Origin of the sequence: Streptomyces atratus, from assembly GCF_900119365.1 — a bacterium.
In the GTDB taxonomy this organism is placed as follows: Bacteria; Actinomycetota; Actinomycetes; order Streptomycetales; family Streptomycetaceae; genus Streptomyces; species Streptomyces atratus_B.
In genome coordinates, this window is the sequence record NZ_FPJO01000014.1 from 72,421 (window position 1) to 87,070 (window position 14,650).

Here is a 14,650-nt window from a genome sequence, read left to right on the forward strand (position 1 = left end):
TTCTTCGATCGGGTACCTCCCGAGCCTGGGTCCTGACGTGACGTGAGGTGCAAGCCCGAATCGCCGCCACTCCGGCGCCATTCGAGGGGTTATATGTCTTTTAGGCCGTTATGGTGAGCCGGTGGCCACCGAATCCTCCGTCCTCCCCGGATCCGCTTCCGAACCCACCCCCGTACGACGGCTGCTGCCCGTCATCGTGCCCGCCCTGGCCGTCGGGATCCTCTCCGCCCTCGTCCTGCTCGGCATCAGCCTGCTCGCGGAGAAGCTCCAGGACGTGCTCTGGGAGACGCTCCCCGACGCGCTCTCCGTAGGCCGCTACTCCGCGCTCTGGATGATCGTGACGCTCACCGCGAGCGGGCTGGTGGTCGGGCTGCTCATCCGGGCGGTGCCCGGTCACGCGGGTCCCGATCCGGCGACCACCGGGCTGGTCGATCCGCCGCTGCCGCCGGGCGCGGTCCCGGGGCTGCTGCTCGTCACGGTCCTCACCCTGGCGGGCGGGATCAGCCTCGGTCCGGAGAACCCGATCACGGCCGCCAACATCGCGCTGGCCTTCTGGCTCGGCCGCCGCCTCCTGCCCGGCACGCCGATGGAGCTCTGGCTCTCCCTCGCCGCGGCCGGCACCATCGGGGCGCTCTTCGGCACCCCGGTCGCCGCCGCGCTGATCCTCTCCGAGATCCTCGCCTCGCGCGCCGGACCGGGCGCGCTCTGGGACCGCCTCTTCGGCCCGCTCGCGGCGGGCACCGCGGGCGCGCTCACCATGACCCTGCTGGCCCATCCCAGCTTCGACCTGTCGCTGCCGGGCTACACCAACCCGCACTGGGGCGACCTGCTCCCCTCCGTCGTCATCGCGCTCGCCGGGGCGGTGCTCGGGCTGCTGGCGGTGTACGCGTTCCCGTACGCGCACCGGCTCTTTCGGGCCCTGAAGCACCCCGTCCTGGCGCTGACCGCGGGCGGGCTGCTGCTCGGTCTGCTGGGGGCGCTGGGCGGCCATCTCACCCTGTTCAAGGGGCTCGACGAGGTGAAGACGCTCGCCGCCGACCCGGAAGGCTGGTCGGCCGGGCAGTTCGCGGTCATGGCCGTGGTGAAGACGGCCGCGCTGGTGATCGCGGCGAGCTGCGGCTTCCGGGGCGGGCGGATCTTCCCCGCCGTCTTCGTGGGGGTCTCGCTGGGGCTCTGCGCCCACGCCCTGGTCCCGTCGGTGCCGGTGGCGCTCGCGGTGACCTGCGGGGTGCTGGGAATCCTGCTGGCCATCACCCGGCAGGGCTGGCTGAGCCTGTTCACCGCGGCGGTGCTGGTCGGCGACGCGGCCGTGCTCCCGGTGCTCTGCATCGCCTCGCTGCCCGCCTGGCTGCTGGTGACCGGGCGTCCGCAGATGCAACTGCACGAGGACGGTACGCCGCTGAGATAAGAGCGTCCGGCGCGCCGGATGCCCACCCCTTCCGTATCGTCGCATCCGTATGGATTCGTCCCGTCAGGCCCGTCGGAGGTCTCCGCCATGCCCACGCCCGTCAACGTCGCCGTCATCTACTACTCGTCGACCGGAACCGTCGCCACGATCGCCAAGGCCATGGCGCAGTACGCCGAGAAGGCCGGCGCCGAGGTACGGCTGCGCAAGGCCGGTGAGCTCGCCCCACAGGCGGCCATCGACTCCAACCCGGCCTGGGCGGCCAACGCGAAGGACACCGCCGACATCGCCGAGGCCTCGCCCGACGACATGATCTGGGCGGACGCCGTGATCCTCGGTACGCCGACCCGGTTCGGCAACGTCACCGCCCAGCTCAAGCAGTTCCTCGACACCCTCGGCGGCCTCTGGCAGGCGGGCCGTCTCGCGGACAAGGTCTACAGCGGCTTCACCTCCACCAGCACCGCCCACGGCGGCCAGGAGTCCACGCTGCTCGCGCTCTACAACACGATCCACCACTTCGGCGGCATCCTGGTCGCCCCCGGCTACACGGACCCGTCGAAGTTCGTCGACGGCAACCCGTACGGCACCTCGCACGTGGCCGGCCAGGGCGACATCCCGGTCGGTGAGCAGACCCTGACCGCCACCCGGGTCCAGGCCGAACGGGTCGTGAAGTTCACCCGGGCCATCAAGGACGGCCTCGCCACCGAGAACTGACGGCACCGCACGCCGACCGGACCCCCACGGGTCCCACAACACCGCCGAGAACCGAGAAGGGCTGCCCGCCGATGCCTCTCCACAAGGGTTCTTCCCCGAGCACGGAACCGTCCGAAGGGCGCCGCAGGCTCGCCTTCAACCCGTTCTACGGGGAGGCCGACCCGGCCGCCGGCATGGAGTCGGCACCGCCCCGGCACCGGCTGCCCGACGGGCCGATGCCGCCGTCGACCGCGTACGGCCTGGTCCACGACGAGTTGATGCTCGACGGCAACTCACGGCTCAACCTCGCCACCTTCGTCACCACCTGGATGGAGCCCCAGGCCGGGGTGCTGATGGGCGAGTGCCGCGACAAGAACATGATCGACAAGGACGAGTACCCACGTACGGCCGAGCTGGAGCGGCGCTGCGTGTCGATGCTCGCCGACCTCTGGAACGCCCCCGATCCCTCGGCGGTCGTGGGCTGTTCGACGACGGGATCCAGCGAGGCCTGCATGCTCGCGGGGCTGGCGCTGAAGCGCCGCTGGGCGGCCAGGAACGCCGACCGCTATCCGGCGACCGCCCGGCCGAACCTGGTCATGGGCATCAATGTGCAGGTCTGCTGGGACAAGTTCTGCACCTTCTGGGAGGTCGAGCCGCGGACGGTCCCGATGGAGGGCGACCGCTTCCACCTCGACCCGCAGGCCGCGGCCGACCTCTGCGACGAGAACACCATCGGCGTCGTCGGCATCCTCGGCTCCACCTTCGACGGTTCGTACGAGCCGGTCGCGGAGCTGTGCGCGGCGCTGGACGCCCTCCAGGAACGCACCGGTCTCGACATCCCCGTCCACGTGGACGGGGCCTCCGGGGCGATGGTGGCGCCGTTCCTGGACGAGGACCTGGTGTGGGACTTCCGGCTGCCGAGGGTCTCCTCCATCAACACCTCCGGGCACAAGTACGGCCTGGTCTACCCGGGCGTCGGCTGGGTGCTGTGGCGCTCGCCCGCCGAGCTGCCCGAGGAGCTGGTGTTCCGGGTCAACTACCTGGGCGGCGACATGCCGACCTTCGCGCTGAACTTCTCGCGGCCCGGCGCGCAGGTGGTCGCGCAGTACTACACCTTCCTGCGGCTGGGCCGGGAGGGCTACCGGGCCGTTCAGCAGGCGTCCCGGGACGTGGCCCGCGGGCTCGCGGAGCGGATCGAGGCGATCGGCGACTTCCGGCTCCTCACCCGGGGCGACCAGCTGCCCGTCTTCGCGCTGACGACCGGGCCGGACGTGACGGCGTACGACGTCTTCGACGTGTCGCGGCGGTTGCGCGAACAGGGCTGGCGCGTGCCCGCGTACACCTTCCCGGCCAACCGGCAGGACCTGGCGGTGCTCCGGGTGGTGTGCCGCAACGGATTCTCGTCGGACCTCGCCGAGCTGCTGCTGGAGGACATCGGGCTGATCCTGCCCGACCTGCGCCGCCAGCCGCACCCGCTGAGCCAGGACCGGCAGCCGACGACGGCCTTCCACCACTGAGCGGGATCAGCGCCCGCTCACTCGTCGTCGCCGGGGTCCGGCACCCCCGTCGCGTACGGATTGCGCTGCCCCTCGGCGAGCACACCGACGAAGGGCTCGCCCTCCCCCGCGAAGGTGTACGCCCCGCCCTCGACACGGGCGATCAGCCCGCGCGTCCACTCGGCCCCGGCGTCCGCCGAGTGGACCCACAGGTTCATGATCTCGCCGATGTGGCCGACCGACTCGGGCCCGGCCTCCGGCACATAGTGCTCGGTGACCGTGGCCCGCCAGGCCGCGAGACCGGCGACCCGCTCCTTGAGCAGCGCGACCGCCTCGGACCGCTCCAGGTCGACGATGCCGCCGAGGGCCGCCGACAGCACGTCAGGCTTCTGGTCGTACGAGGTCAGCGCCGCGCGCAGCAGCGTGAAGTACTCCTCGTCGCCGCGCTCGGTGATCTCGTACTCGGTACGGGGCGGGCCGCCCGCCGTGCTCGGGGCGGTCTCGTGGGCGACCAGCAGCCCTTGCTTCGCCATCTGCTTCAGCGCGTGATAGACCGACCCGGGCTTGGCGTTGGACCACTCGTGCGCGCCCCAGTACTCCAGGTCGTTGCGGACCTGATAGCCGTGCGCCCGGCCGTGCTGGCGTACGGCGCAGAGGACCAGCAGCCGGATCGCGGACATCTCACGCACCCTTTCTATTCAACTTTGATCAGAGTAGCCCCCCGCCTCGGCCACCAGCTCGAACGCGGTCCGGCCGTCCAGGGACTCCCGGATGATGTCGGCGTGCCCGGCGTGCCGGGCGATCTCCTCGACGAGATGGGCCAGCAGCCACCTCATCGAGACCCGCTCGCCCTTCGGGAACCAGGGCGCGTCCGGCAGCGGGAAGGTGTCGTCCAGGCTGGGCACCGAGCGGATGAACTCCTCCTCCTCGGCCACGACGCCGTCCCAGAACTTCAGCACCTGCTCCACCGTCTCGTCGCCGACGAGCCGGAAGCCGTCCGCCCAGGTGCTCTCGTTCCGGACGGTCTCGTTCACCTGCTGCTGGGCCATCCGCAGCCAGTTCAGCTCGACCTCGGCGACATGCTTGGCCAGTCCGGAGAGGGAGAGCTCACTGGCGCTGGGGCGGCTCGCCGCCTGCTCCTCGGTCAGCCCGATCAGGGAGCGCCGGATCGCGCCGCGCTGGGCCTCGACGAAGGAGAGGAACATGCCGCGCTCGTCGCCGGGGGCTTCCGAGGGAACGTGAGTGACCATGGTGTCCGCCTTGATGATCCGTGCCGGTTCTTCCTGACACCGACCAGGCTACGGACCCTTGAGGTCAACTGCTGTCCGCAACGGGAGACGGGCAGTCAGAAGGGGAAAGCCGCCCGGCCGTGCTGGATGGAGATCCACTTCCGGGTGGTGAAGGCGTCGACGGTCGCCTCACCGTTCAGCCGGCCGGTCCCGGAGGACTTCTCGCCGCCGAAGGCCACCAGCGGATCGTCCTGGACGGTGGAGTCGTTGACGTGGAACATCCCGCTGACCACGCGCCGCGCGAACCGCACCCCGCGTTCGGTGCTGCGGGTGTGCACGGCGCCGCTCAGCCCGTACGGGGTGTCGTTGGCGATCCGTACGGCCTCCTCCTCGCCGTCGAAGGTCACCAGCAGCGCCACCGGGCCGAATATCTCCTGGGACAGCAGCGGGGAGTCCTCGGGGAGCCCGGCGAGCACCGTCGGCTCCACGAGGTTGCCGCGGGTCCGGCCGCGGACGAGCGCGGTGGCCCCTTCGGCGACCGCCTGGTCGACCAGGGCGGTCAGCGCGTCGGCCTGGAGGGTGTTGATGACCGGGCCGATCCGGGTCTCCGGGTCGCGCGGGTCACCGGTCCTGAGCGCGGCCACCCTGGCGGTGAACTTCTCGGTGAACTCCCGCTCGACGCGGCGGTCCACCAGGATGCGGTTGGCGGCCATGCAGACCTGTCCCTGGTACACGAAGCGGCTGAAGACGGCCGCGTCGACCGCGTAGTCGATGTCCGCGTCGTCCAGCACCACCAGGGCGCTGTTGCCGCTGAGTTCGAGGATCGCCCGCTTGAAGTGCCCGGCCGCGACCGCGCCGACATGGCGGCCGACCCGGTCCGATCCCGCGAACGAGATCACCTTGGGCACGGGGTGCTCGATGAACGCGTCCCCGATCTCGGCGACATCGGTGATCACGACATTGAGCAGCCCGGCGGGCAGTCCGGCGTCCGCGAAGATCTTCGCGATCAGCGTGCCGCCGACGACGGGGGCGTTCTGATTGGGCTTGACGACGACCGCGTTGCCGAGCGCGAGGGCGGGGGCGACGGACTTCATCGCCACCAGGAAGGGGAAGTTGAAGGGGCTGATCACCCCGATGACACCGACCGGCAGCCGGTAGAGGCGGTTCTCCTTGGCGTCCGCCAGGGCGGGCAGGATGCTGCCCGGCGGACGCAGCGCCCGGTGGATCGCGTCGCGCAGGAACTCCTCGGCGACACGGACCTCGTACTCCGCCTTGACCCGGGTGCCGCCCAGTTCGTCGATGATCGCGTCGACTATGTCGTCGTGCAGTTCCCCGATGATCCGCAGCGCGCGGTCCAGGACTTCGCGGCGCTCGTAAGGTCCGGTGGCGGCCCAGGAGCGCTGGGCGCGTTCGGCGGCGCGGTAGGCCAGGCCGACCTCCTGCGCGGTCGCGATGGTGATCGCGGCGAGTTTCTCCCCGTTGTAGGGGTTGAAATCGATGATGTCCCACGAGCCGGTTCCGGTCCGCCACTCACCGTCGATGTATTGGTCGGCCAGCTCGTAGAAGAAGGACATGCGATCCCTTAACTCAGGTGCAGACTCCGTCGAACCGTCATCGTACTGACGAATCAGGTGAGTTGGAGCAGACCACGGAGCAGATCGCGGCTCTCCTCGGGCCCCGGGCTGTCCTCGTGCAGTCGCGTCATGGCCTTTTCGTACTGAGCGACTTCTTCGGCCTTGTCCAGATAGAGCGCACTTGTCAGCTGCTCCAAATAGACGATGTCCGACAGGTCGGATTCCGGGAATCGCAGCATCGTAAAGGAACCGCTCTCTCCGGCATGCCCGCCAAAACTGAAGGGCATGACCTGGAGAGTGACGTTGGGCTGTTCCGACATTTCGATCAGATGCCGCAATTGCGCGCGCATCACTTCACGGTCGCCGTACGGACGGCGCAGCGCCGCCTCGTCCAGCACGGCATGGAAATGGGGTGCGCGTTCGGAGACGAGGGCCTTCTGGCGCTCCAGTCGCAGCGCCACGCGGCGGTCGATCTCGACGGCGGGCGCGGCACCCATGCCCCGGGCGACGACCGCGTGCGCGTAGGCCTCGGTCTGCAACAGGCCGTGGATGAACTGGACTTCGTACACCCGGATGAGTGAGGCCGCTCCCTCCAGACCGATGTACGTCTGGAACCACCCAGGCAGTACATCTCCGTAACTGTGCCACCAGCCCGCCACATTGGCCTCACGGGCCAGGCCGAGCAGAGCGTCCCGCTCCGCGTCGTCCGTGACTCCGTAGAGCGTGAGCAGGTCCTCGACGTCCCTGGCCTTGAAGCTCACCCGTCCCAACTCCATGCGGCTGATCTTTGATTCGGAGGCCCGGATGGAGTAGCCGGCCGCCTCACGGGTGATGCCGCGCGAGTCACGCAGCCGCCTGAGCTGTGAGCCCAGCAGGATGCGCCGCACCACCGATCCACTCGACTCGCCTGCCGCCACTGGTCCGGTCCTCCCCATCGCTTCCTGGGCACCGGGGCTCCCCCCTGAACCCCAAGTGCCGGATTCTGCCATCAAAACGCTTCAGCCCGTACTCATTCGATTACGGAAATGAGAAGCCTTCCAGAAGGCCGCAAAAATACACACAGGAAGAAATGACCAAGAACCGGCACGGGTTCGGACAGGTCAGGCGCGTGCACGTGCATCTGCCCTTGCATCTGCCCAACGCATTGGGAACCATGGGGCTCGCGCACCTGCGTGCTCGTTCGTGTTGTGCCGCTGTACCCCCCGCAGTACCGATACAGCCGCGAATCCCGGGAGTGCCTCGCATGGGGACGAATGGATCGACGATGCTCGAGCCCTTACGGCAGGGGCTTCCCCCCATCGATCCCTCAGCCGTCTCCGGATCGGCGACCTGCACCCTGCCCGCCCGCTACGAAGCGGTGGGCGGAGCTCGGCGGTTCACCCGGACGACGCTGAACGGATGGGGCCTTTCCGAGCGCTTCGACGACGTCGCACTGGTGGTCTCCGAACTCGTCACCAACGCCCTGCGGCACGCCCTGCCCTCGGACAGCACCGCGCCGGATCCCCAGGATCCGCCCGTACGGCTGCACTTGATGCGCTGGAGCTCGCGCCTGGTGTGCGCCGTGCGCGACCCCAGCCAGGAGAGCCCGGTCGCCTCCGAGGCACCGGACTGCGCCGAATCCGGGCGCGGTCTCTTCCTCGTGGAGTCCTTCAGCGACTCCTGGGGCTGGCACCCATCGCCGGAGCCGGAGACCCCGGGCGGCCTGTCGGCGCCGCGCGGCAAGGTGGTCTGGGCGCTGTTCCGGCTCTCCGACGGCGTGTGACCCGGCCGGCCGCGACGAGATCTCTCGCCTGGACCATGCCGGGCGGGAGAGCCCGCGGCCGGCGGTCCGGGCCGGACACCGGCCCGCGGGCTGTGCTCAGCCGCCCGCTATGAGGTGGTCGAACTCCCCGTCCTTCACCCCGAGCAGCAACGCCTCTATCTCGGCGGGCGTATAGACCAGCGCCGGCCCGTCGGGGTGGCGCGAATTCCGCATCGCCACATCCCCGTCGGGCAGTTTCGCGAACTCCACGCAGGAACCCTGGGAGTTGCTGTGTCTGCTCTTCTGCCAGACGACTCCGCGAAGCTCTGTGGCCGCCATGCCGTTGTACACGTGGTGCACAGGACGCTCCCCGAGTTGCAAGGTGCAAGTGTCAACTGTCTCGGATCATAGCTGTGTTCAAATTTCCCTGCATGGGCAGATGCATGCGCGGATGCACGTGCACGCGGGGTGTTCTCGCGATTACAGCTTTACTCCGTACGGACACTCACATGGACAGACGTATCCGATGCCGTTTCGGCTCCGTCTACCCCCGTTCGATCTCCTCATCCCGCCGTTTCGCGCTGATAACTTGGCCCGGTCTTTCGTCGACAAGGGGGAATTACAGATGCACGGAGTCGCACGTACCGGTGCCGTGATCGCCACCGGAATCCTCACCGCGGTGGCGCTGACCGGCTGCAGCAGTGACAGCAAGAAGAACGACGAACCGGCCGGCGGCTCCGGCGCCGGGCAGACCACCCCGGCTCCCGGCGACGACAGCGGATCCGGGACGAATGCCGCCGCGCTGGAGGGCGGTTGGGCCGGAAGGACCGACGACAAGGCGGTCGTCCTGTCGGTTTCGTCGGGGAAGGCCGTGCTCGTCACCGAACAGCGTGCCTGCACGGGCACCGTTCAGGGCACGGGCGAGGTGACGCTCACGCTGAAGTGCGTCGACGGCGGTGACGACCGCACCACGGGGTCCGTCGAGTCCAACGACGGCAAGACCGTCGTGGTGTCCTGGGACAGCGGGGTCAAGGACACCCTGGCCAAGACCGACCCGGGCGCGCTGCCGTCCGGCCTGCCGGACCTGGAGGGCCTGCCGACCCCCTGACGGACACCGGACGACCCGTCAGAGCGCTTGTTCCCCGGGTGGGTTCGCGTCCGGCTTCGGCTTCCCGTCCAGTCCCCGGGAGAACTCCTCCAGGGCTTCGAGGAGGAGGTGGGCACCTTCCCGTACGAAGGGGTCCGCCTCGCCCTCGTCCGGGCGCTGCCGCGCGTCCCACTCCGCCAGCGCCTCGCGCACCTCGGCCCAGTCCGGCACCCGCCGCTCCCGCACCGCCTTCGCGCCCTGTTCGGTGGCCCGGCGCAACGCCTCGGCCAGGTGCGCCGCGTCCGGTACGGGGGTGGCGCCGCCGCCCGGCAGATGGGCCTCCAGCAGCATCGCGGCCCGGCCGAGCTGGGCGAGCGCGTGCTGGGTGTCGTCGGCGGCGGCGCGGGAGAGACCGCGGTTGCGCACCGGTTCGTGCTGGGCGGTGGCCAGCGCCTCCTGCCAGGCGACCCGGGCCTCGCGGGTGTCGAGCAGCGCGGAACGCACGTCGTCGTGGCCGCGCGCGGCCGGCTCGGCGTACTGGTCGACGACCGAGGCGGCGTACCGGCCGTCCGCCTTCAGCCAGTCGCCGAGCCTGCCGCGGAGTCTCGGCGTCTCCCAGGCCGGGTAGAGGGCGTACGAGATCATCGCCAGGAGGCCGCCCGCGAGGGTGAGGACGACCCGTTCGAGCACGGTCTGCGACCAGTTGTCGCCCGCCATGCCGAGCAGGAAGACGACATACGCCGAGACGCAGGCCTGGCCGACCACGTACCCGGTGCGCATCAGCAGATACATCAGCAGGGCGCAGAGCACGGAGAGCATCGCGGCCGTGGTCACCCCGGGGCTGGTGGTCTGGACGATCGCGGTGGCGAGCGCGACGCCGACGATCGTGCCGCCGAACCGGGCCACGGAACGCGCGTACGTCTGGGAGAACTCCGGCCGCATCACCATGACGGCGGCCATGGGCGCCCAGTAGCCGTGACCGAACGGCAGCGCGGTGCCGATGAGATAGCCGACGGCCGCGACGATGGAGACCCGGACGGCGTGCCGCAGGATCGGTGACCCCGGGCGCAGTTCGGCGCGCATCTCCTTCAGGACAACGGGGACCAGCCGCAGCAGGGTGGGGCGGCGGCGGTGCGGGGCGGCGGGGGTCCCGCCCGAGGTGGCCTTGATGGCCTCGGCGGCCTCGGCGGCCCTGGACCTGTCCGAGGCGTCCTGCTCCTTCGTGCCCTCGCCCTCGGCCGTTTCGATGACGTCGGAGAGCAGCGCGCCGAGCCGGTCGGCGGCGCGCAGCGGCGGGCCGGTGAGGAGTGTGCCGGTGTCCGGGGTCTTCAGTGCGGCCACGGCGGACGGGGCGAGCTCGACCGGGTCGCCGTGCCGGATCGCGCGGGCGGCCGAGTCGAGCACCGATCCGGCGGCGGCGAGCAGCTCGCGGACCCGTTCCCGCTCCGGCCCTTCGGACGGCACGCCCAGCGACGGGTCGGCGAGCGAGGCGAGCACCGGTCTGATCCGTTCGGCGACCCCGCGCGGGCCCCGCAGCTCGGGCGGTCGGCGGCGGGCCTGGCGCGGGGTGACCGCGGCCGCGCTGCGGGCCGTCATCAGCGGCACCGGGTCGAAGGGGGCGAGCGGGTCGTGGCGCAGCCGGCGGGCGTAGTCGGCCTCGGCGGCCAGCGCGTCGGCGAGGGCGTCGCGCTGGGCGCCCCATCTCCGTACCGGGAACAGGACGATCAGCGCCGCCTGCACCAGGCCGCCGAACAGGATCATCGCGGCGTGCACGGCCGAGTTCGCGACGGAGGTGGGCAGGGTGACCGTGACCAGCATGATCGCCACGTTCGACGCCGCGATGATGCCGGCGGTCGGCCCGGCCGCCCAGGCCAGGCCCGCGACGAACGTCCAGAGCACCAGCAGGGCGAGGAACAGCGGCAGCCGGGAGCCGGTGAGATAGCCGAGGAACGTCGACACGGCGAGGCTCGCCCCGGAGACCAGGGCGAGCACGGGCCGGGGCCGCCAGCTGCGCTGGAACGTGGCGATGGCCGCCTGGAACGCGCCGAACGCGGAGCTCGCGGCGACCACGGGCCCGAAGAACGCGAGGCTGGTCCCGATGACGAGGGCGAGCCCGGCCGCGCCGCGGATCGCGATGAGCGGTTCGAGGCGTCGCCGCTCGATCGACAGCCCCGAGCGGGCGGTCTCCTTCAGCGCCCGGAGCCAGCTCATGCCCAGAGCCTAACCGGAATTACCGCTTGGTCCGAGTTGCCGGAAATCAGCTCGCAGGGGCGGTACCTACCGCTTCCCGCGCCCGCGGGGGCGGTGCCTACCGCCTCCCGCGCCCGCCACGGAGCTCCGGACCGCTCCCGCCCATCCGCGCCCGGTCCGCCGCGGCTGTGCCATGGGTCCAGCCGTCCAGGTCGGTGGCGCCCCGGACCCGGGTGGTCGTGGTCTCGGGGAACATCCGCTCGGCGGTGTCCGTGACGGCCATGTCGCGGGCGGCGAGCACCGGGAGCAGCCGAGGGGCGCCGGACCCGGCCGGTCCGGCGCCGGTCCCGCCCTCGGCCTCGGCCTCGGCGGTGACACGAGCGGTGTCGGCGGCGAGCCGGCTGCCCAGCCGCTGGGCGTACGCCATCAGGAACGACTGCCGGAACGTCTTGGTCCGCTTGCGTCCGCCGGCCCGCTGGCCCGCCTCCGCCTTCGTCATCGCCGCCGTGCCCTGGACCAGCAGGGAGGTGTACAGCAGTTCCACGGCGTCCAGGTCCGCCTCGAAACCGACCACCGTGGAGAAGCCGAGGTCGCTGTTCCACACCGCACGGCAGCGGTTCGCGGCGGCCACCGCGTCGAGCAGGATCGCCTTCGCCGTCTCGTACGGCGCGTCGACCCCGATCCGGCACGCCCCCGGCGCCGCCTTGCTGTGGGTGCGGGCGGCGAGCAGGGCCTCGTCGATGGAGTGCCGGGCCATCAGTTCCTGCGCCTTGGTGGTGAGGGCCTCCGCCTCCTCGGGGAAGCCGGTCGCCTCCGCCTTGGCGAGCAGGGCGCGGATCCGGGTCAGCATCCGGGGCTCGTCGTGCGCGGGCGGCAGCCGGAGTCCGTGCGGGGCGGCGCCGGGCGGGGGCCCGACCGGTTCGATGGCGGGGAGCCGGAGCAGCAGCCGGTACAGGCCGAGGACGGCCCCTGCGTAGGAGAAACGGTCCGGGCGGTTGCGGGGCGGGGCGTCCGGGAGCGCGTCGAGCTGGGACCGCCAGCGCGGCGGAAGCCGCTCGTACCGTGCGGTCTCCGAGCCGATCAGTCCGGCGGCCAGGCCGGCCGCGTTCTCGTCGAGCTCGCGGCGGACGAGGCGTACGACGTCGGCGGGCTGCCAGCCGCGCTCCCAGGCCCGGCGGACGAACTCCTCGCCGCGCCGGAACAGTTCCGCGTCGGCCGTCGGGTCGGCGGCGAGGAGGGAGGCCCCGGTGTCGAGACCGGCGTCGCCGTCCGAGTAGAGGGCTGCCGCGAATGCCTGGTCGGTCACCGGTTCCATGAGGTCAGGGTAGGCAGGGCGGTGCGGCGGGGGATGGCTGGCCCTACCCCGTGGACGGGCTCTGGTGGTCGTGATCGCGGGGCGCGGAAACGCTTCGGTCGAAGGCATGACCTCCTCCCACGGTTCCGCCGCGCCTCCGGGTGCCGCCGACGCCGTACGGCTTCGCTCCGTGCGCCGCTCCTACGGCGGCGTCGACGCCCTCGACGGCATCGACCTCACCGTCCGGGGCGGTACCTTCACCGCCGTCATGGGCCCCTCCGGGTCTCGCCCTCGCCTCGGCCCTCGACGCCCCGGACCGGGCGCCGCGGCGCTTCGCCGCGTCATCGGTGGTGGTGATGGGCGACGACACCCTGACCGTACGGGTGCGGCGCGGGCCGTCCACAGTGGGGGTCAGCCGCAGGCTCGCTCATCCACACCCTGTGGATATCGAACTCCTGCGCGAGCTCCGGAGGCTCGGCCCGGTGACGCGGGACGACGGCGGGGACGCCGTGGGTGTGGACGCGCCCGTCGCCGAGGTGCGCCGGGTGGTCGGCGGCCGCGCCCTGGTTCTCACCGGGGACGACCGCCGCCGGGCCGACCCGGTCACCGAACGGGATGCCGAGGCGCTGCTGACCGCGAACGTCCTGCTCGGTACCGCGGGCGAGCTCACCGTCTTCGTCTCGGTCCTCGTCGTCGCGGTGCGGCGCCGCTCGCCGGCGGTGGGCCGAAGCAGGGGGCACGGACCAAGGGCCTGGCCGGACAACGCGTTTAGTCCATCCAGCGGCACCCGCTGACGATGTATCCGCTTTCATCCTTTCATCACGATTTCACGTGCTTTCATCACGCCATGGGGGCGACCGATGGAGGCGATCAGAGGATGACCGGAGACCGACAGCAGAACAGCGGCGTGCGGGCGATCACTTCACGGCGGCGGGTCCTTGCCGCCGCCGCCCTCGCGCCCGTACTGGCGGCGGCGAACCCCGCCCCCGCCCGTGCGCTGCCCACCGGGATGACCGGGGCGAGGCACGGAAAAGAGGGGCACGGAAAGCGGGTCAAGCCGGTGCCGACCGGCCTCGACGACTGGGCGGACGTGGCGAAGGCACTGGGCCGCCCCGGCAACATGCTGCGCGATACGACGTACCACACGGGCTTCCCCCGGCGGGATCTCCACGTGGTCTCCGACGGCGTCGTCGTCTCCCCGGGGCTCGCACTGGGCACGCATGTGGCCTTCGTCCGCTACGCCGACGGCACCACGATGCTCATGGGCGACGTGGTGGTCACCGAGCGGGAGCTCCAGCGGGTGACCGACGCCTGGCAGGCGCACGGGATCGAGCAGACCGCGCTCCACAAGCACCTGCTCTCCCAGACCCCCGACATCTGGTGGACCCATGTCCACGGACACGGCCACGACGCGGTGGCCCTGGCCCGCGGGCTGCGCGCGGGCTTCGACCGCACCGGCACCCCGCCGCCCGCGCCGCCGCTGCCGCCGGCCCCGGTCGACCTGGACACCGCGGGCATGGAGGCGGCGCTCGGCACCAAGGGCTCCATCGAGGACGGGCTCTACAAGATCCTCTTCGTCCGCCGCGAGACCGTCGCGGACGGCCATCTGATCCTGCCTCCCGGCCTGGGGTCGACCAGCGCTTTCAACTTCCAGCCGGTGGGCGGCGGCCGGGCCGCGCTCAGCGGCGACTGCGCCATGCTCAGCGACGAGGTCCCGTACGTGCTGCGGGCCCTGCGGCGCGGCGGGATCAAGCTCGTCGAGCTGCACAACCACCACCTGTCGGAGAACCCCCGCCTGTTCTTCACCCACTTCTGGGCGGTGGGCGACGGCGTCGAGCTCGCCCGCGCCCTGCGCCCCGCGGTGGACGCCACCGACGTCGTACCGAACGTCTGAGACCCCGGCCGCACCGGCCGTACGTCACCGGGCCCGTACGAGGCACC

At 71.3% G+C, this 14,650-nt stretch carries 14 protein-coding genes; 7 read left to right on the forward strand and 7 right to left on the reverse strand.

Translation table 11 applies throughout. The features are described 5' to 3' along the window. Positions 1-121: 121 nt before the first annotated feature. The 3 genes from BT364_RS22825 (at position 122) to BT364_RS22835 (ending at position 3,615) form a co-directional block, all read left to right on the forward strand. Complete coding sequence (locus tag BT364_RS22825; RefSeq protein WP_072487093.1) at positions 122-1,408, forward strand: ion channel protein; 1,287 nt, start codon at positions 122-124, stop codon at positions 1,406-1,408. 87 nt (positions 1,409-1,495) lie between these two features. Further along, entirely contained in the window at positions 1,496-2,119 is a 624-nt protein-coding gene (gene wrbA / locus BT364_RS22830; protein ID WP_072487094.1) for an NAD(P)H:quinone oxidoreductase, read from the forward strand. 71 nt (positions 2,120-2,190) lie between these two features. Then, entirely contained in the window at positions 2,191-3,615 is a 1,425-nt protein-coding gene (locus BT364_RS22835) for a glutamate decarboxylase (RefSeq protein WP_072487095.1), read from the forward strand. A gap of 17 nt (positions 3,616-3,632) precedes the next feature. Here BT364_RS22835 and BT364_RS22840 read toward each other — a convergent pair whose 3' ends face one another. From BT364_RS22840 to BT364_RS22855, 4 genes are all read right to left on the reverse strand, one after another. After that, positions 3,633-4,274, reverse strand: coding sequence for a PadR family transcriptional regulator (locus tag BT364_RS22840; protein ID WP_072487096.1), 642 nt, complete (start codon positions 4,272-4,274; stop codon positions 3,633-3,635). 18 nt (positions 4,275-4,292) lie between these two features. After that, positions 4,293-4,844: a DinB family protein gene (locus BT364_RS22845; protein WP_072487097.1), complete on the reverse strand. Its 552-nt coding sequence runs from the start codon at positions 4,842-4,844 to the stop codon at positions 4,293-4,295. 95 nt (positions 4,845-4,939) lie between these two features. After that, on the reverse strand, positions 4,940-6,397 hold the full coding sequence (locus tag BT364_RS22850; protein ID WP_072487098.1) for an aldehyde dehydrogenase family protein: 1,458 nt from the start codon (positions 6,395-6,397) through the stop codon (positions 4,940-4,942). A gap of 53 nt (positions 6,398-6,450) precedes the next feature. Beyond that, positions 6,451-7,332: a helix-turn-helix domain-containing protein gene (locus BT364_RS22855; RefSeq protein ID WP_072487099.1), complete on the reverse strand. Its 882-nt coding sequence runs from the start codon at positions 7,330-7,332 to the stop codon at positions 6,451-6,453. 329 nt (positions 7,333-7,661) lie between these two features. Here BT364_RS22855 and BT364_RS22860 point away from each other — a divergent pair, with 329 nt between their 5' ends. Next, the gene (locus tag BT364_RS22860; RefSeq protein ID WP_072487100.1) at positions 7,662-8,159 is read left to right on the forward strand and encodes an ATP-binding protein; all 498 of its coding nucleotides are present in this window, start codon (positions 7,662-7,664) and stop codon (positions 8,157-8,159) included. Between the two features lie 96 nt (positions 8,160-8,255). Here BT364_RS22860 and BT364_RS22865 read toward each other — a convergent pair whose 3' ends face one another. Next, on the reverse strand, positions 8,256-8,498 hold the full coding sequence (locus BT364_RS22865; RefSeq protein WP_037690973.1) for a DUF397 domain-containing protein: 243 nt from the start codon (positions 8,496-8,498) through the stop codon (positions 8,256-8,258). Between the two features lie 265 nt (positions 8,499-8,763). Here BT364_RS22865 and BT364_RS22870 point away from each other — a divergent pair, with 265 nt between their 5' ends. Next, the gene (locus BT364_RS22870; protein WP_072487101.1) at positions 8,764-9,246 is read left to right on the forward strand and encodes a hypothetical protein; all 483 of its coding nucleotides are present in this window, start codon (positions 8,764-8,766) and stop codon (positions 9,244-9,246) included. 18 nt (positions 9,247-9,264) lie between these two features. On the opposite strand, the gene BT364_RS22875 is transcribed toward BT364_RS22870, so the two are convergent. Beyond that, positions 9,265-11,436, reverse strand: coding sequence for an FUSC family protein (locus BT364_RS22875; protein WP_072487102.1), 2,172 nt, complete (start codon positions 11,434-11,436; stop codon positions 9,265-9,267). A 97-nt stretch (positions 11,437-11,533) separates the two neighbouring features. Next, the gene (locus tag BT364_RS22880) at positions 11,534-12,730 is read right to left on the reverse strand and encodes a DUF2786 domain-containing protein (protein ID WP_072487103.1); all 1,197 of its coding nucleotides are present in this window, start codon (positions 12,728-12,730) and stop codon (positions 11,534-11,536) included. Between the two features lie 419 nt (positions 12,731-13,149). Between BT364_RS22880 and BT364_RS44290 the strand changes: the two genes are divergently transcribed. Continuing rightward, positions 13,150-13,503 carry a hypothetical protein gene (locus BT364_RS44290; RefSeq protein WP_177328202.1) on the forward strand — a complete coding sequence of 118 codons (354 nt, stop codon included), beginning with the start codon at positions 13,150-13,152 and terminating at the stop codon, positions 13,501-13,503. Positions 13,504-13,586: 83 nt separating this feature from the next. Next, on the forward strand, positions 13,587-14,603 hold the full coding sequence (locus BT364_RS22890; RefSeq protein ID WP_072487105.1) for a DUF1259 domain-containing protein: 1,017 nt from the start codon (positions 13,587-13,589) through the stop codon (positions 14,601-14,603). Positions 14,604-14,650: the final 47 nt, after the last annotated feature.